This is a genomic window from Streptomyces sp. NPDC058464 (assembly GCF_042721035.1).
Taxonomy (GTDB): Bacteria; Actinomycetota; Actinomycetes; order Streptomycetales; family Streptomycetaceae; genus Streptomyces.
On sequence record NZ_JBHXMA010000024.1, the window covers coordinates 1 to 16,662 of the forward strand.

12 protein-coding genes are annotated in these 16,662 nt (G+C 72.5%); 10 read left to right on the forward strand and 2 right to left on the reverse strand.

From position 1 onward, the window contains the following. Together ACFWPQ_RS28915 and ACFWPQ_RS28920 are read right to left on the reverse strand one after the other, a co-directional pair. Positions 1 to 779: NTF2-like N-terminal transpeptidase domain-containing protein (locus ACFWPQ_RS28915; RefSeq protein ID WP_384040861.1), on the reverse strand; the 779-nt coding region annotated here is incomplete at its 3' end. A 155-nt stretch (positions 780 to 934) separates the two neighbouring features. Continuing rightward, the gene (locus tag ACFWPQ_RS28920) at positions 935 to 2,728 is read right to left on the reverse strand and encodes a dolichyl-phosphate-mannose--protein mannosyltransferase (RefSeq protein ID WP_384040864.1); all 1,794 of its coding nucleotides are present in this window, start codon (positions 2,726 to 2,728) and stop codon (positions 935 to 937) included. A gap of 180 nt (positions 2,729 to 2,908) precedes the next feature. On the opposite strand from ACFWPQ_RS28920, the gene rsmI reads away from it, so the two are divergent. The 10 genes from rsmI to ACFWPQ_RS28970 all read left to right on the forward strand — a co-directional run bounded on the left by rsmI (position 2,909) and on the right by ACFWPQ_RS28970 (position 16,660). Next, positions 2,909 to 3,757 carry a 16S rRNA (cytidine(1402)-2'-O)-methyltransferase gene (gene rsmI, locus ACFWPQ_RS28925; protein ID WP_384040867.1) on the forward strand — a complete coding sequence of 283 codons (849 nt, stop codon included), beginning with the start codon at positions 2,909 to 2,911 and terminating at the stop codon, positions 3,755 to 3,757. Between the two features lie 458 nt (positions 3,758 to 4,215). Next, a complete protein-coding gene (locus tag ACFWPQ_RS28930) occupies positions 4,216 to 4,653 on the forward strand; it encodes a hypothetical protein (RefSeq protein ID WP_384040872.1) in 438 nt (145 codons plus the stop codon). Between the two features lie 53 nt (positions 4,654 to 4,706). Then, positions 4,707 to 5,609, forward strand: a complete 903-nt coding sequence (locus ACFWPQ_RS28935) for a TatD family hydrolase (RefSeq protein WP_384040875.1) — start codon at positions 4,707 to 4,709, stop codon at positions 5,607 to 5,609. Between the two features lie 157 nt (positions 5,610 to 5,766). Next, positions 5,767 to 7,218: a ubiquitin-like domain-containing protein gene (locus tag ACFWPQ_RS28940; protein ID WP_384040878.1), complete on the forward strand. Its 1,452-nt coding sequence runs from the start codon at positions 5,767 to 5,769 to the stop codon at positions 7,216 to 7,218. Between the two features lie 81 nt (positions 7,219 to 7,299). Further along, complete coding sequence (gene rsmA / locus ACFWPQ_RS28945) at positions 7,300 to 8,169, forward strand: 16S rRNA (adenine(1518)-N(6)/adenine(1519)-N(6))-dimethyltransferase RsmA (RefSeq protein ID WP_384040881.1); 870 nt, start codon at positions 7,300 to 7,302, stop codon at positions 8,167 to 8,169. Continuing rightward, positions 8,166 to 9,086, forward strand: a complete 921-nt coding sequence (locus tag ACFWPQ_RS28950; RefSeq protein WP_384040884.1) for a 4-(cytidine 5'-diphospho)-2-C-methyl-D-erythritol kinase — start codon at positions 8,166 to 8,168, stop codon at positions 9,084 to 9,086. Before rsmA ends, ACFWPQ_RS28950 begins: the two co-directional genes overlap by 4 nt. A 213-nt stretch (positions 9,087 to 9,299) precedes the next feature. Further along, the gene (locus ACFWPQ_RS28955) at positions 9,300 to 10,079 is read left to right on the forward strand and encodes an MHYT domain-containing protein (RefSeq protein ID WP_384040886.1); all 780 of its coding nucleotides are present in this window, start codon (positions 9,300 to 9,302) and stop codon (positions 10,077 to 10,079) included. A gap of 116 nt (positions 10,080 to 10,195) precedes the next feature. Next, positions 10,196 to 12,202 (forward strand): nitrate- and nitrite sensing domain-containing protein, encoded by a 2,007-nt coding sequence (locus tag ACFWPQ_RS28960; RefSeq protein WP_384040889.1) that lies wholly within the window; start codon positions 10,196 to 10,198, stop codon positions 12,200 to 12,202. 626 nt (positions 12,203 to 12,828) lie between these two features. Then, positions 12,829 to 14,637, forward strand: coding sequence for an ABC-F family ATP-binding cassette domain-containing protein (locus ACFWPQ_RS28965; RefSeq protein WP_384040892.1), 1,809 nt, complete (start codon positions 12,829 to 12,831; stop codon positions 14,635 to 14,637). A 259-nt stretch (positions 14,638 to 14,896) separates the two neighbouring features. Next, positions 14,897 to 16,660: a hypothetical protein gene (locus ACFWPQ_RS28970; protein ID WP_384040895.1), complete on the forward strand. Its 1,764-nt coding sequence runs from the start codon at positions 14,897 to 14,899 to the stop codon at positions 16,658 to 16,660. The last annotated feature ends 2 nt before the right edge of the window (positions 16,661 to 16,662 follow it).

The window sequence follows — 16,662 nt, forward strand, 5'->3', positions numbered from 1 at the left end:
ACCGAGGACTCGGCGTACTTCGTCACCGCGGTCTCGGCGGCGGCCTGCAGGCGCGCGTCGAGCGTCGTCTGCAGCTTGCCGGCCTTCCCCTCCGCGAGGGTCAGCAGCGTGGTGTCGGCGGACTCCTCGGACGCGTGCTGGATGACCAGCTCCACGCCGGGGGTGCCGCCCGCCTTGTCGCCGTAGCGGCTGCGCAGCTCGTCCAGGATCGGGCCCAGGGACGGGTACTTGTCCTTGGTGAGGACCTTGCCGTTGCGGTCCACGGCCTCGATGGGCGGGCTCGCGGCCTCGCCGGTGGACAGGGTGTCGCCGCGCCGGAGCTCCGGGTGGACGACGGTCGGGTTCCAGTCGACGAGCGCCCGGTGCGTGGTCTCGCCGCGCACGACGGTCAGGCGGCTCTTGTAGGCGAGCGGTTTCGACTTCCCGCCGTAGGACACGGTCGCCTTCACGGTGTACGGCACGGTGGCGCCGGTCGCCTTGCCGGGCGTGATGTGCACGTCCTTGATGTGCGCCACGTCGCTGAAGGACGTGAGCACGGGTTCGGCGTCGGCGGAGTCGTTCGTGTACGACGCCGCGGTCACCGACTGGCCCTTCTCCCAGGCCGTGAAGAACTTCTGCGTGGTGTCCTTGATCTCGTCCTTCGTCGGCGGCCCGGTCCGCACCGCCGGTGTGCTGTCACCGCGGAGCCCCGACAGCACGTTGTAGGCGCCGTACCCGCCCCCGCCCAGCACGGCCGCGCAGACGCCGCCGATCAGGGCACCCTTGACCCCCTTGCGCATGGTGCGAAAATCCCTCCCGTGAGCTTTTGCCGCATTTTGTGAACGCGTTCAAAAGCTGGTTGTGGGTCGCACTGTAGGTCGTTGTGGGGTCCCTGTGACAGGTGTTGACCCATTGTTGGCCGAACTGTTGGCCGAACGGAGATCAGGGATGTGGCTCAAACCCAGGTATCGAGCCACATACGTGAACGCCAGGAGTCGATCGGAATCGCCGTCCCGGTGTACAGCGGCCAGAAGTAGATGAAGTTCCAGGCGATCAGCAGCACCAGGACACCCGCGCTCGACGCGCCGATCAGTCGGCGGGTGTCGCTGGAGCCCGGCGGGCCGATGATCGCGCCGGCCATCATCGCCACCGCGAGACACAGGAAGGGTACGAAGACGACGGCGTAGAAGAGGAAGATCGTCCGCTCCTGGTACATGAACCAGGGAAGGTAACCGGCCGCGATGCCGCAGGCGATGGCACCGGCCCGCCAGTCGCGGCGGAACGCCCACCGCCACAGGACGTAGGCGATCGCGAAGCAGGCCGCCCACCACAGCAGCGGGGTCCCGATCGCGAGCACCTCGCGGGCGCACTTCTCGCCGGCGTCCGACGGGCAGCCGTCCACACCCGGGGACGGCGACTCGTAGTAGTACGACACCGGGCGGCCCAGCACCAGCCAGGACCACGGATTCGACATGTACGTGTGCGGCGACGAGAGGCCGACGTGGAACAGGTACACCTCGTGCTCGTAGTGCCACAGGCTGCGCAGCCAGTCCGGCAGGAACGTCCAGCTGCCGCCCTTGCCGTCGGTGGCCGCCCAGTTGCGGAAGTAGCCGCCGGTGCCGTCGGTGGGGGACAGGATCCAGCCGATCCAGGAGGTCAGGTAGACGGCGACGGCCACCGGGACCGTCGCCAGGAACGTGATCCCCGTGTCGTGCGCCAGGGCCGCCTTGTACGGGTGCCGGGCACCGGCCACCTTGCGGGCACCCACGTCCCACAGGACCGCCATCACGCAGAACGCGGCCAGGATGTAGAGGGCGTTCCACTTGGTGCCGAGCGCGAGGCCCAGCAGCAGGCCCGCCGCCCAGCGCCAGGGGCGCCACCCGAAGCGGAAGCCGTCGGCCACGTCCGCGTCCGGGCGGACCCGGCCGTCCGCGTCGGCCGGCAGCGCGGCCGCCAGCTTCGCCCGCGACCTGTCCCGGTCGACGACCAGGCAGCCGAACGCGGCCAGCACGAAGAACATCAGCACCCCGTCGAGCAGCGAGGTGCGGCTCATCACGAAGTGCAGCCCGTCCACCGCCATCAGCCCGCCCGCCAGGCAGCCCAGGAAGGTGGACCGGAACATCCGGCGCCCGATCCGGCACAGCAGCAGCACGCTCAGCGTGCCGAGCAGTGCCGTCATGAACCGCCAGCCGAACGGGTTGAAGCCGAAGATCAGCTCCCCGAGCCCGATGACGTACTTGCCGACCGGCGGGTGCACGACGTACGCCGCGTCCACCGGGATGCCGACGTGGCCGGCCTTCTGCAGGATCAGGTCGTTGGCGTTCTTGTCCCAGTTGACCTCGAAACCGCGGTGGACGAGCGCCCACGCGTCCTTCGCATAGTACGTCTCGTCGAATATCACCGCCTTGGGGCTGCCCAGGTTCCAGAACCGCAGCAGGCCCGCCATCAGCGTCACGAGGAGCGGACCGCCCCAGCCCGACCAGCGGGTGATCCGCTCGGCGAGCACCGGGGGCACCCCCAGGGCGAGCCACAGCCGGGAGCTGGGCTCGGCGTACGGCGGCACCAGACGGTCGACGACGTCGGCCTGCGCGCCGGAGCCTGCCACGCCTCTGCCACCGGCGGGGTGCGCGGTGTGCACCGGGCTCGTCGTGTAGCCGAACCGGCGCAGCCGCTGCTGCCACGTCGGCCGCTCGTCGAGCGCTGCCTGGCCCTGCCGGGTGTCCGTGGAGGAGGACGCGGTACTGGTCACCGCGCCATCGTAGGGAACCGTTCTGTGTGAGTCCCGTGCAATGGGGCTTCGCGGTGGGTTCCTTTGCGTTCACCGCCTCGGGGGTCTGCCGGGTTCACCGCCCCGGAGGGTCCGCTGCGTTCACCGCTCCAGGGGTCCGCCGGGGACGGTGCTGTCGGTGGCGGCTGGGAGGATGGAGGGGTGACTGGAACCCTTGTCCTCGCAGGCACCCCCATCGGCGACGTCGCGGACGCGCCGCCCCGGCTCGCCGCGGAGCTGACCGGCGCCGACGTGATCGCGGCCGAGGACACGCGCCGGCTGCGGTGGCTCACCCAGGCGCTGGGCGTGACGCCCAAGGGGCGTGTGGTGTCGTACTTCGAGGGCAACGAGGCCGCCCGCACACCGGAGCTGGTCGAGGAACTCGTCGGCGGCGCGCGCGTGCTGCTCGTGACCGACGCCGGGATGCCGTCCGTCTCCGACCCCGGCTACCGGCTGGTCGCCGCCGCCGTGGAGAAGGAGATCCGGGTCACCGCCGTCCCGGGGCCGTCCGCCGTGCTCACCGCGCTCGCGCTGTCCGGGCTGCCCGTCGACCGGTTCTGCTTCGAGGGCTTCCTGCCGCGCAAGGCGGGCGAGCGCCGCTCCCGCCTCCAGGAGGTCGCCGAGGAGCGCCGCACCCTCGTCTACTTCGAGGCCCCGCACCGCCTCGACGACACCCTCGCCGCCATGGCCGAGGTCTTCGGCGCCGAGCGGCGGGCCGCCGTCTGCCGTGAACTGACCAAGACGTACGAGGAGGTACGGCGCGGTCCGCTGGCCGAGCTGGCGGTGTGGGCCGCCGACGGGGTGCGCGGTGAGATCACCGTGGTCGTCGAGGGGGCGCCCGAGCGTGGGCCCGAGGAACTCGACGCGGCGGAGCTGGTGCGGCGGGTGCGGGTGCGGGAGGAGGCCGGGGAGCGCCGCAAGGAGGCGATCGCGGCGGTGGCGGTGGAGGCGGGGATTCCGAAGAGGGTGGTGTTCGACGCCGTTGTCGCCGCGAAGCGTGTTGATGGGTGAGGTCGGTTTTCGGAGCGCCGCCGTGGTTGCTCCTGTGTAGTCGTGTGCGGGGTGGTGGGGGCTGGTCGCGCAGTTCCCCGCGCCCCTGAAAGGGGCGCTCAGGTCCCGGCGTTCCGAGGGGGCGCTCCTTGATCTCTGAGCGGGTCGCTTCTCGGCTGAGCGTGCGCCCCTGACCTGCGGTGATGTGTCCTCTGAGCGGGGAGCTTCTCCTCTGAGCGCGCGCCCCACGGGACGGTAAAGCAAGGGCGCCGAACGCAAAGCCCAGCCCTGTGCGGCGGGGCCGATTTGGCAAGCAGAATCCAAATCGCCTCCAACACTCGGCAGGCCTGTCGCATTCGCGTCGGTGAAGGCGTCCACTGGTCAGCAGGGACGCACCCGTCCCTCACCCCCAATGGGATTCCGGGGGGAATCCCCGCGCCGGGGGTGCGTGCTTGTCCGAGCGGACAAGAGGAGCTGGCATGAGTGAGATCGCAGGGCAGACCGGCCTCCGCGGTGCGGCCACAGCCGTCGTCCACGAGTCGTATTCCTTCGCCTGCATGCGATGCGGGCACGGCTGGGAGCAGTCGTACGAGATAGAGCACCACACCGACGCCGACAACCACGAGTTCGTCAAGTACGTGACGAACGGCCGGGTCGTCCCGTCGCCGCTGAGCCGGCCCTCGTGCCAGAACTGCGACGGCCAGGTCCTGCGGATCATGCGCGCGGGGCAGGTCTCGTCGGTGCGGAACGCCGCGCAGCGGTCGCATCAGCCGTCGGCGCGGGAGCGTTCCGTCGGGCAGGACGGTACGGAGACCGGGCCGGCCGCGGCGGCGACGGAGGCCTCCGCGGAGGCCAAGGCGGTGCACCACTGGCACCTGTCCGATCTCCTGCATCCCTTCCAGCGCAAGGCGAGCTGATACGGGCCCTGGGCGTGGGTCCGGCGGGCATGCCCCTTTCGTAGGATCGGGGCATGCCTTCGAACGCCCCCGGTGCGGCCTCCCGCACGGCCGACAAGAACACGGCGCCGCCGCTCCCGGAACCGCTCCGGGTGCCCGTCGCGGACTCCCACACCCACCTCGACATGCAGTCCGGCACGGTCGAGGAGGGCCTCGCGAAGGCCGCGTCGGTGGGCGTGACGACCGTCGTCCAGGTCGGCTGCGACATCAAGGGCTCGCGGTGGGCGGCCGACACCGCCGCCGCGCACCGGAACGTCCACGCGACCGTCGCCCTGCACCCCAACGAGGCGCCGCGCATCGTGCACGGGGACCCCGACAGCTGGTCCCGGCAGGGGGCCCGGGCCGGGGGCGGGGACGCGGCGCTGGACGAGGCCCTTGCGGAGATCGACCGGCTGGCCGGGCTGCCCCAGGTCAAGGGCGTCGGCGAGACCGGCCTCGACTACTTCCGCACCGGACCCGAGGGCAAGGCCGCCCAGGAGCGCTCCTTCCGCGCCCACATCGAGATCGCCAAGCGGCACGGCAAGGCCCTCGTCATCCACGACCGCGACGCCCACGCCGACGTCCTGCGCGTCCTCAAGGAGGAGGGCGCCCCCGAGCGGACCGTGTTCCACTGCTACTCCGGGGACGCCGAGATGGCCGAGGAGTGCGCCCGCGAGGGCTACTTCATGTCCTTCGCCGGCAACGTCACCTTCAAGAACGCCCAGAACCTGCGGGACGCGGTGGCGGTGGCCCCCCTGGAACTGCTCCTCGTGGAGACCGACGCGCCCTTCCTGACCCCGGCGCCGTACCGCGGACGGCCCAACGCCCCGTATCTCATTCCGGTCACGGTGCGGGCGATGGCGGCCGTGCGCGGCATCGACGAGGACGCGCTGGCGACGGCCTTGGGCGCGAACACGGCCCGCGCCTTCGATTACTGAGGGTGTATCGATCATAACTGGCGCATAACGTTCACGGGGCCGCACCTCTGGTCCGCTCGCGACCGTGCGTAGTCGTGCCGCTTTGGAGAGTGACGGGTGCTCCGCTAGGTTCTGGGGGCCCGATCCGGACCCCTCTGGCCCTCTGGAGCGTGTCGGCGTGAGCGCATCGCAGTACGAGACGTCTGGGACGTACGACCCCTATGGCGCGCCCGGAGTGCACGGCGCACAGGAGATGTACGGCGTGTACGACGCCGAGACGCTGGGATACGGCGCGCCGTACGGAACGGCGTCCGGAACGGCGTACGGGACGGCGTTCGGCACGGCGTATGGGACGGCGTACGGGGGTGACACGTACCGCCCGGCGTACGAGGCCGCGGCGCAGGCGCACGTGAGTGAGCCGGTGCTGCCGCGGCAGGGCGACCGCGGTGCGCAGGGCGAGGCGCGCGAGGCGGGTGCGCGCGCCGTGGCGGGGCGCCGCGCCGCGCGCCGGCGGAGGGCGCGGTACTCCAGGCGCCCGGAGTCCGCCGTGCGCCGTCTGCTGCCGCAGGCGCTCGTCGTCGCGTTCCTCGCGGGCGGCACCACCGCGTTCCTCGCCAAGGACAAGGCGATCGAGCTGACCGTCGACGGCAGGCCGCGCACCCTGCACACGTTCGCCGACGACGTGACCGGCCTGCTCGCCGAGGAGGGCGTCCCGGTCGGCGCGCACGACGTGGTGGCGCCCGCCCCCGGCACGGCGCTGGCCAGCGGCGACGAGGTCGCGGTGCACTACGGCCGCCCCGTGCGGCTCACGCTGGACGGCGAACGGCGCGAGGTGTGGACGACGGCGCACACGGTGGACGGGGCGCTCCGGCAGCTGGGGGTGCGTGCCGAGGGCGCGTATCTGTCGGCCTCGCGCTCCCAGAGCATCGGACGCGCCGGGCTCGCGCTCGACGTCCGCACCGAGCGCACGGTCACGATCCTGGCGGACGGCCGGACCCGGACCATCCGCACCAACGCGGCGACCGTCGGCGAGGCCGTCGAGGAGGCCGGGATCACCCTGCACGGCCAGGACACCACCTCCGTGCCCCGGTCCGGCTTCCCGCGCGACGGGCAGACGGTGACCGTGCTGCGCGTCACGGGCAGCAGGGAGGTGCGCGAGGAGACCATCCCGTTCGAGGTGCGGCAGACGCCGGACCCGACGGTGTTCAAGGGCACGGAGGTGGTCGAGCGGGCCGGACGGCCCGGGTTGCGCCGTGTGACCTATTACTTCCGCTCCGTCAACGGAGTCCGCGAGAAGCCCCGCCGCGAGACGTCCGAGGTGGTGCGGAAACCGCGCACGCAGCTCGTGAGGGTGGGGACCAAGCCGCACCCCGACTCCGTGAAGGGCGCCGACGGCCTGAACTGGCACGGTCTCGCCGCGTGCGAGTCCGGCGGCCGCCCGCACGCGGTGGACCCCTCCGGGACGTACGGCGGGCTGTACCAGTTCGACACCCACACCTGGCACAGCCTCGGCGGCAGCGGCCGTCCGCAGGACGCCTCGGCCGAGGAGCAGACGTTCCGCGCGAAGAAGCTCTACGTGAGCCGCGGCTCCACGCCCTGGCCGCACTGCGGGGCGCGGCTGCACAGGTGACCGAGGCGGCCGAGCTGACCGAGGTGAGGTGAGCGAGGTGACCGGCGGAAGGCGGCCCCGGCGGCCCCGTACCCTTGTCCCGTGAGCAGCCCCACCCCCGACGCCCTCCTCGGCCCCGCCGACATCCGTGAGCTCGCGGCAGCGCTCGGTGTACGCCCGACCAAGCAGCGCGGCCAGAACTTCGTGATCGACGCCAACACGGTCCGCCGTATCGTCCGCACCGCCGAGGTCCGCCCGGACGACGTCGTCGTGGAGGTCGGCCCGGGACTCGGGTCCCTCACGCTCGCGCTCCTGGAGGTCGCCGACCGGGTCACCGCGGTCGAGATCGACGACGTGCTGGCCGGCGCCCTGCCCGCGACGATCGCGGCGCGCATGCCGGCGCGCGCGGACCGGTTCGCGCTGGTCCACTCCGACGCGATGCACGTCACCGAGCTGCCGGGACCCCCGCCGACCGCGCTGGTCGCGAACCTCCCCTACAACGTCGCCGTCCCCGTCCTCCTCCACATGCTCGACACCTTCCCGAGCATCGAGCGGACGCTGGTGATGGTGCAGTCCGAGGTCGCCGACCGGCTCGCCGCCGGACCCGGCAACAAGGTGTACGGCGTGCCGTCGGTCAAGGCCAACTGGTACGCCGAGGTGAAGCGCGCCGGTGCCATCGGGCGCAACGTCTTCTGGCCCGCCCCGAACGTCGACAGCGGCCTCGTCTCCCTCGTCCGGCGGGCGGAACCGCTGAAGACGACCGCCTCGAAGCGCGAGGTCTTCGCGGTGGTCGACGCGGCGTTCGCGCAGCGCCGCAAGACCCTGCGGGCGGCGCTCGCCGGCTGGGCCGGGTCCGCGGCGGCCGCCGAGGCGGCGCTGGTCGCGGCCGGGGTCTCGCCGCAGGCCCGCGGGGAGGCGCTGACGGTCGAGGAGTTCGCGAGGATCGCAGAACACAAGGAGCCCGGTAAGTGAGCGTCACGGTACGCGTCCCCGCCAAGGTCAACGTCCAGCTCGCGGTGGGTGCCGTGCGCCCCGACGGCTTCCACGACCTGGCCAACGTCTTCCTCGCCGTCGGCCTCTACGACGAGGTCACGGTCACGCCCGCCGACGAGCTGAGCATCACGTGTGAGGGCCCGGACGCCGACCAGGTTCCCCTGGACCGCACCAACCTCGCCGCCCGCGCCGCCCTCGCGCTCGCCGGGCGCCGGGGCATCGAGCCGGCCGTGCACATCCACATCGCCAAGGACATCCCGGTCGCCGGCGGCATGGCCGGGGGGAGCGCGGACGGGGCGGGCGCGCTGCTCGCGTGCAACGAGCTCTGGCAGGCGGGCGCCTCCCGCGCCGAACTCCTCGCCATCTGCGCCGACCTGGGCAGCGACGTGCCCTTCAGCCTGGTCGGCGGCGCCGCCCTCGGCACCGGGCGCGGCGAGCGGCTGACCGCGCTCGAAGTCGGCGCCACCTTCCACTGGGTGTTCGCGATGGCCGGGCGCGGGCTGTCCACCCCGGCCGTCTTCCGCGAGTTCGACCGGCTCGCGGAGGGGCGCGACATCCCGGAGCCGGTCGCCTCCCGGGACCTCCTCGACGCCCTCGCCAAGGGCGATGCCGACGCGCTCGCGGCCGCCGTCTCCAACGACCTCCAGCCCGCCGCGCTCTCCCTCTTCCCGGAGCTCGCGGACACCCTCGACGCGGGCCGCGCGGCCGGCGCGCTCACCGCGCTGGTCTCCGGTTCCGGTCCCACCACGGCGTTCCTGGTCCGGGACACCGCGTCGGCGCAGAAGGTCTCCGAGGCGCTGCTCGCCTCCGGCACCTGCCGCACGGTGCGCACGGCGCCGGCGCCCGCGCCGGGCGCGACCGTGCTCACGGCGGACCGGACGACCGGGTCCGTGTAACCTGAAACTAGGTCTGACCTGCGGAAATGTGAAGATCCGGTGCTGTTACCTACTTCACGGTAACTAGATTTTCACAAATGCGCCCCAGGGTCCCTTTCGCGCCATCTGGCTCATGGTGACGGCTGGCATGATCGCCATCCCCGCCCTCTGTTACCGGCGGTACCTCGTGTGCGCGGCGTCTACGTGCCCGCGCCACGTAGAGAGGACATTTCCATGGGGCACATGGACCACTTCAGCGCCGGATGGGTCACTCCCGTCCTGTCCTACGCGATGGCCTGCGTCGGCTCGGCGCTGGGACTGCGCTGCACCGTCAGGGCACTGGAGGCGGAAGGCGCCTCGAAACGGAACTGGCTGACACTCGCCTCGTTCGCCATCGGGTCCGGCATCTGGACCATGCACTTCATCGCGATGATGGGCTTCTCCGTGGAGGGCACGCCCATCCGCTACGACATCCCGCTGACCGTGCTCAGCCTCGTCATGGCGATCGCCGTCGTCAGCGCCGGCATCTTCACCGCCGGATACGGCCGTTCACGCGTGCAGGCGGTGCTGCTCGGCGGCCTGGGCACCGGGCTCGGTGTCGCCGCGATGCACTACACCGGCATGGCCGCGCTCAACCTGCACGGCTCGGTGGGCTTCGACCCGCTGACGGTCATCGCGTCCGTCGCGATCGCCGTGGTCGCGGCCACCGCGGCGCTCACCCTCTCCCTCGTCGTCCGCGGACCCGTCCTGGCCACGCTCTCCGCCCTCGTCATGGGGCTCGCGGTGAGCAGCATGCACTACACGGCGATGTACGCCGTCAGCGTCAACCTCAAGCCCAGCAGCGCCGAACTGTCCGGTGCCACGGCCACCGAGTTCCTCTTCCCGCTCGCGGTGCTGCTCGGCTCGTTCCTCTTCCTCGCCTCCGCGTACGTGGCGCTGTCCCCGACCGGCAAGCGCCACGAGTCCGCCGTCGCCGCGGAGTTGCTGCGCGAGGTCGAACTGACCACGGCCTGACCGCCGTTCCCCGCAGCCGCCACCCCCCACACCTCCTCGACACCCTCACCCCGTCCGGGAACGCGCGCCGTCGGCCCGCCGGTTCCCGGGCGCGCCCCTCCCCGAACGAGGTCCCCATGCGCGTTCGCCGTACCACCGAACGACTCCGCCCCAGATCCGTCCGCGCGAAGATCGTCGCCCTGCTCATGCTGCCCGTCGTGTCGCTGATGGCACTGTGGGCGTACGCCGCCGTGACGACCGTCGCCGCGATCGGCGACACCGAGCGGGCCAAGGACGTCAACGCCCAGCTCCTCACCCCCGTGGCCGACTTCGTGACCGCGGTCCAGGGCGAGCGGACCGCCGCCACCCGGTACGCGGCCGCCCCCGGCGCCCGTTCCCTCGCCGCGCTGAAGACCGCCAGGGCGGCCACCGACGCGGCGCGGACGAAGCTCACCGACGGCATCAACGCGTCCACCTCCGACGCGGCCCTGCTCAACTCCGCGCTCCCCGCCCGGATCGACCGGCTGTCCACCGCCGCGGACTCCGTCGGCACCGTGCGCGCGGAGACCGCCCAGAAGGGCGCGGCGCAGAAGGCCTACACCCAGTACACCGCCGTCGTGGAGCGCGCCTTCGCCGTCACCGGGGCGCTCACCGGCGAGAAGGGCACCGACTCCGCCTCGCAGACCCGCGTGGTGCTCGAACTGGCACGCGCGCGTGAGGCGTTCGCCCGCGAACAGGCGCTGCTCGCCGCGGGCGAGGCGGCCGGCCGCCTGACCCAGCGGGAGTACACCGCGTTCGTCGGCGCGGCAGCCACCCACCGCGAGCTGCTGGAGCCCGCGGTCGCCGACCTGAAGGCCGCGCACAGGCGGGCGTACGACGAGATCCTGGACGGCGCGGGGTACCGGAGGCTGGCCGCCGTGGAGGACCGGGTCGAGGGCGCGGGGCCGGGCGCCGACGCGGTGTCCGCGGCCACGCTGTCCGGCTGGGACGGCTCCGCCACCGGCGTGCTCCAGGCGCTGACGGCGGCCGAGGCGGGCGCCGGTACGGGAGCCACCGCCAAGGCCGCCACGTTCGGCTGGTCCACGCTCGGCGCGTCCGGCGTCGCCGTCGTCCTCGGCCTGGTCGGTGTCCTGCTGTCGCTGCTGGTCTCGGTGGGCGTCGGCCGCGGCCTGATCGTCGAACTCCTCGACCTGCGGAACTCCGCCCTGGAGGTGGCCGGCCGCCGCCTCCCGCAGGCCATGCGCAGGCTGCACGCCGGGCAGGGCGTCGACATCGACGCCGAGGCACCCATGCGCCGCCTCGTCGGCGACGAGCTCGCCCAGGTGGGCACCGCCCTCACGGCCGTCCAGCGCGCCGCCCTGAAGGCCGCCTCCGAGCGCGCCGAGCTCCTCAGCGGCATCTCCGGCGTGTACGTCAGCCTCGCGCGCCGCAGCCAGGTGCTGCTCCACCGCCAGCTGGACCTGCTCGACCGGATGCAGCGCCGCCAGCAGGACCAGACCGAGCTGCACGACCTCTACCGCGTCGACTACCTCGCCACCCGCATGCGCCGCCACTCGGAGAGCCTGCTCATCCTCTCCGGGATCGCGCCGGGCCGCGGCTGGCGGGACCCGATCCCGCTGGCGGACGTGGTGCGCGCCGCCGTCGCCGAGATCGAGAACTCCGCGCGCGTGCAGATCTGGGCCGTACCGCGCGTGTCGGTCGCCGGCGGCTCGGTGGCCGACGTGATCCACCTGATCGCCGAACTCGTCGAGAACGCGGCCGCCTTCTCGCCCCCCAGCACCAAGGTGCAACTGCGTGCCGCGCGGATGCGCGAAGGCCTGCTCGTCGAGATCGAGGACAGCGGCTTCGGCATGAACGAGGAGGCGATGGCCGAGGCCAACGGCAAGATCCAGTCCGCCAGGGTCGACCTCCTCGACGCCAAGCAGATCGGGCTGTTCGTGGTCAACCGGCTGCGCGAGCGGCAGGGCCTCAGGGTCGAGCTGCGCCCCTCGCCGAACGGCGGTGTCACGGCCGCGGTCCTCATCCCCGAGAACCTCATGCGCGACGACATGCCGGTCGGCGAGCAGACCGCCGCGAGCGGCCGCGGCCTCGCCCCGGCGGCCGCGCTGATCCAGCGCCGGGGACTGGGCGAGGCGGGCGCCTGAAGCCCCGGACGCACGAGCCGCGCGCCGCGGCGCACGTGGGAAAGTGCGCCGCGACGCACTTTCCCACGGCGCGCACGGCCCACGCGCCCCGCACCGCGCCCCGCGCCGGAGCACTCTTCCGCGCCGGGGCACCCCCCGTGGCGAGGCACCCCCACCTCCGCGCCGGGGCACGCCCCGGTGGCGGGGCACCCTCCCCGTGCCGGGGCCCCGTGGCGAGGCACCCCCCTCCGCGCCGGGGCACGCCCCGGTGGCGGGGCACCCTCTCCGTGCCGGGGCCCCGTGGCGAGGCACCCCTCCGCGCCGGGGCACCCCCCGGTGGCGAGGCACCCCCGGTGACGAGGCACCTCCCCGTGCTGGGGCACCTGTGCCGGGGCCCCCGTGCCGGGGCACGCCGTGGTGAGGCAATCCCCCGTGCCGGGGCACCCCGTGGTGAGGCACCCCACCGTGCGCCGGTCCCCGTGCCGGGTGCGACCTCCTCGACGAGACGTACGCGCGCACGCGCGCGGCCAGGCGGGCCACGCCCGCACGCGCGCGCGGTCAAGGCGGGCCGAAGGCGGCTCCCGGCCGGACGGCCTCTCCGCGCGCATTACGCTGGGAGGCTGACCGTCCCCGTGCGCAGGAGTGAAATGGCCGTCAACCTGGTCAATGTCGAGAACGTCAGCAAGGTCTACGGCACCCGTGCCCTGCTGGACGGCGTCTCGCTCGGCGTGTCGGAGGGCGACCGCATCGGCGTGGTGGGCCGCAACGGCGACGGCAAGACCACCCTCATCCGGATGCTCGCCCGGCTGGAGGAGGCCGACACCGGCCGCGTCACGCACTCCGGCGGCCTGCGCATCGGCGTCCTCACCCAGCACGACTCCCTCGACCCGGCCGCGACCGTCCGCCACGAGGTCATCGGCGACATGGCCGACCACGAGTGGGCCGGCAACGCCAAGGTCCGGGACGTCCTCACCGGCCTCTTCGGCGGCCTGGACCTGCCCGGCTTCCCCAAGGGCCTGGACACCGTCATCGGCCCGCTGTCGGGTGGCGAGCGGCGCCGCATCGCGCTCGCCAAGCTGCTGATCGAGGAGCAGGACCTGCTCGTCCTCGACGAGCCCACCAACCACCTCGACGTCGAGGGCATCTCCTGGCTGGCCAGGCACCTGCGCGAGCGCCGCTCGGCACTGGTGTGCGTGACCCACGACCGCTGGTTCCTCGACCAGGTCTGCACCCGCATGTGGGACGTGCAGCGCGGCGCCGTCTACGAGTACGAGGGCGGCTACTCCGACTACGTCTTCGCCCGCGCGGAGCGCGAGCGGATCGCGGCCACCGAGGAGACCAAGCGGCAGAACCTGGTCCGCAAGGAGCTGGCCTGGCTGCGCCGCGGCGCCCCCGCCCGTACCTCCAAGCCGCGCTTCCGGGTCGAGGCCGCCAATGAGCTGATCAAGGACGTGCCGCCGCCGCGCGACACCTCCGAGCTGATGAAGTTCGCCTCGTCGCGGCTCGGCAGGACCGTCTTCGACCTGGAGGACGTGACCGTCCAGGCCGGACCGAAGGTGCTGCTCAAGCACGTCACCTGGCAGCTCGGCCCCGGCGACCGCATCGGCCTGGTCGGTGTCAACGGCGCCGGCAAGACCTCGCTGCTGCGCGCCATGGCCGAGGCCGCCCGGACGGAGGGCGAGGCGCAGCCGGCGGCCGGGCGGGTCGTCGTCGGCAAGACCGTCAAGCTCGCCTACCTCTCCCAGGAGGTCGTCGAGCTGGACCCGACCACGCGGGTCCTGGAGGCCGTCCAGCAGGTGCGCGAGCGCGTCGACCTCGGCAAGGGGCGCGAGATGACCGCCGGGCAGCTGTGCGAGACGTTCGGCTTCAGCAAGGAGAAGCAGTGGACGCCGGTCGGCGACCTGTCCGGCGGTGAGCGCCGCCGCCTCCAGCTGCTGCGCCTGCTCATGGACGAGCCGAACGTCCTCTTCCTCGACGAGCCCACCAACGACCTCGACATCGAGACCCTCACCCAGCTGGAGGACGTCCTCGACGGCTGGCCCGGCTCGATGATCGTCATCTCCCACGACCGGTTCTTCGTGGAGCGCACCACCGACCGGGTCTTCGCCCTCCTCGGCGACGCCACGCTGCGGATGCTGCCGCGCGGCATCGACGAGTACCTGGAGCGCCGGCAGCGCATGGAGGAGGCGGTCGCCGCCACCGCCACCGCAGCTACCCCCAAGGCCGCCACGGCCGAGCGGAGCGCCGCCGACCAGCGCGCCGCCAAGAAGGAACTCCAGAAGATCGAGCGTCAGCTGGACCGCATCTCCGAGAAGGAGACCAAGCTGCACGACCAGATCGCCGCGAACGCCACGGACTTCGCGAAGGTCGCCGACCTCGACGCCCAGCTGCGCGACCTGGCCGGCGAGCGCGAGGACCTGGAGATGCGCTGGCTGGAGCTGGCGGAGGACGCCTAGCCACCGGTCACCGGCGTGAAACAGGCCTTTGCGGTCCCCGCGCAACCCCCTTGCGCGGGCCCGGTGAAGCGGGCGTGAAGGCGCGTAACGGTGGCATCACGGGGCGGTTCTCCCTTGGGAACAGCGGCAGATGTGGGCCCGTGGGCTGTCGGTGGCGGGTGGTAGAAAGGTCCGTCTGAGAACTGTCTGAGTACGGCCCATGGGCCGTCACACGCCTCGGACGTGGCTCAAAATCAGTGAACGAGGGGGAAGAACGCTGATGACACAGCCGCCCGGCCAGCCGCCGCACGGCGCTTTCGGAGCACCGCAGGACCAGCCGCCACCGGGCGGCGGCTTCGGCGCTCCGCAACAGCCGCCCGCGCAGGGCGGCTTCGGCGCCCCCGCCCCTCAACCACAGCCACAGCCACAGCCGGGATACGGCTACCCCCAGCAGCCCGCTTACGCCCCCGGCCCCTACGCCCAGCCGACCGGCCCCTACAGTGCACCGGGGCCGGGACCGGTGCCGGGTCCGTACGGGCCGCAGCCCGGCTACGGCTACCCCCCGCAGCAGCCGCCGTACCCCGGCGGCCCGGGTGGGCCCGGGACGCCCCCGCCCTCCGGCGGCGGGCCGTTCAAGGGGAAGCCCGCGCTGATCGTCGCGGCGGCGGTGGCGGGGTTGCTGGTCGTCGGCGGCACGGTGTACGCCCTGACCGGCGAGGGCGACGGCAAGAAGCCGGTCGCCCAGCAGTCCGACGACCCCAAGGCCTCCGGTACTCCGGCCAACCCGGGTGACGGCAGCGGCGACGGCGGTACGGACCCGGACAACCTCAACGCGGGCCGCAAGTCCGGCGAGGCCAAGGTGCTCTGGTACAAGTCGGCACCCGACGCGCCCGCCTCCGGCGCCGACGCGCCCGGCATGTGGATCACCGGGAAGACGGCCGTGAAGGCGGCGTACAAGCAGGTCTTCGCCTACAAGGTGGGCAACGGCGACCCGGCCTGGGCGCCGATCGCGTTCCCGCAGAAGATCTGCGCGGTCACCCCGCAGAAGTCGGCGGACGGCAAGGTCGTCGTGGCCTACATGAACGGCACCAGCGACCGCGCCAAGTGCAACCAGCTGCAGGAGATCGACCTCGACACGGGCAGGAAGGGCTGGACCGCGACCGTCGCCGACGGCGGGCTGTTCGACAGCGCCCTCAGCATCGAGCTGACGATCAGCGGAAAGACGCTGATGGCCGGCCGCTCCGAGTCGGGCACGGCGTACGACCTCGGCAGCGGCCACAAGCTGTACGACAAGAAGAAGTACGGCGCGGCCTGTTTCCCGACGGCGTTCGCCGGCGGCACGGACCGGCTGATCGAGGTGGCGTCCTGTGCCGCCGGCGGCAGCGACGAGCACGACGAGATCTCGCAGCTGGACCCTGCCACCGGAAAGGTCGAGTGGACCCGGCCGATCAAGAAGGGCTGGACGGTCGAGCGGACGTACTCCGTCGACCCGCTCGTGGTCTACCTGACCAACCAGGACAAGCAGGCCTGGAACATCTCGGTCCTGGACGGCAAGGGCACGTTCCGTTCCGAGGTGAAGGTGAACGAGAAGTTCGCGCCCCAGTGCGGCCTGGCGATCCTCGCCCGCGACCTCCAGGGCTGCCAGGGCGTGGCCGTCGACGCGAACACCCTGTACCTGCCGACGGACGTGAGCGGCGGCGGCAACGAGATCGTCGCGATCAGCCTCACCGACGGCACGGCGAAGTGGCGTACGAAGTCCCCGACGGACGAGTCGATGTACCCGATGAAGATCGAGGGCGGCAGACTCGTCGCGTACGTACGGCCGTCGTACGACGCGGGCGGCCAGGTCGTGTCGATCCCGACCACCGGCGCAAGCCACAAGCCCACCAGGTTGCTGCAGAACCCGCAGCACACCGCCGACATCGAGGGTGGCTTCTACGACGGCGCCGCCGACTGGGCCGACGGCCGCTTCTACCTCTCCGCCACGCGGCTGACCGGCAGCGACGACGCGAAGGAGAAGCTGATGATGGCCTTCGGCAACTGAGC

Coding starts and splice junctions, on each gene's coding strand:
- ACFWPQ_RS28955 (WP_384040886.1), top strand. CDS start 9,300: ATGGGGCACATGGACCACTTCAGCGCCGGATGGGTCACTCCCGTCCTG.
- ACFWPQ_RS28965 (WP_384040892.1), top strand. CDS start 12,829: ATGGCCGTCAACCTGGTCAATGTCGAGAACGTCAGCAAGGTCTACGGC.
- ACFWPQ_RS28970 (WP_384040895.1), top strand. CDS start 14,897: ATGACACAGCCGCCCGGCCAGCCGCCGCACGGCGCTTTCGGAGCACCG.
- ACFWPQ_RS28960 (WP_384040889.1), top strand. CDS start 10,196: ATGCGCGTTCGCCGTACCACCGAACGACTCCGCCCCAGATCCGTCCGC.
- ACFWPQ_RS28930 (WP_384040872.1), top strand. CDS start 4,216: ATGAGTGAGATCGCAGGGCAGACCGGCCTCCGCGGTGCGGCCACAGCC.
- ACFWPQ_RS28935 (WP_384040875.1), top strand. CDS start 4,707: ATGCCTTCGAACGCCCCCGGTGCGGCCTCCCGCACGGCCGACAAGAAC.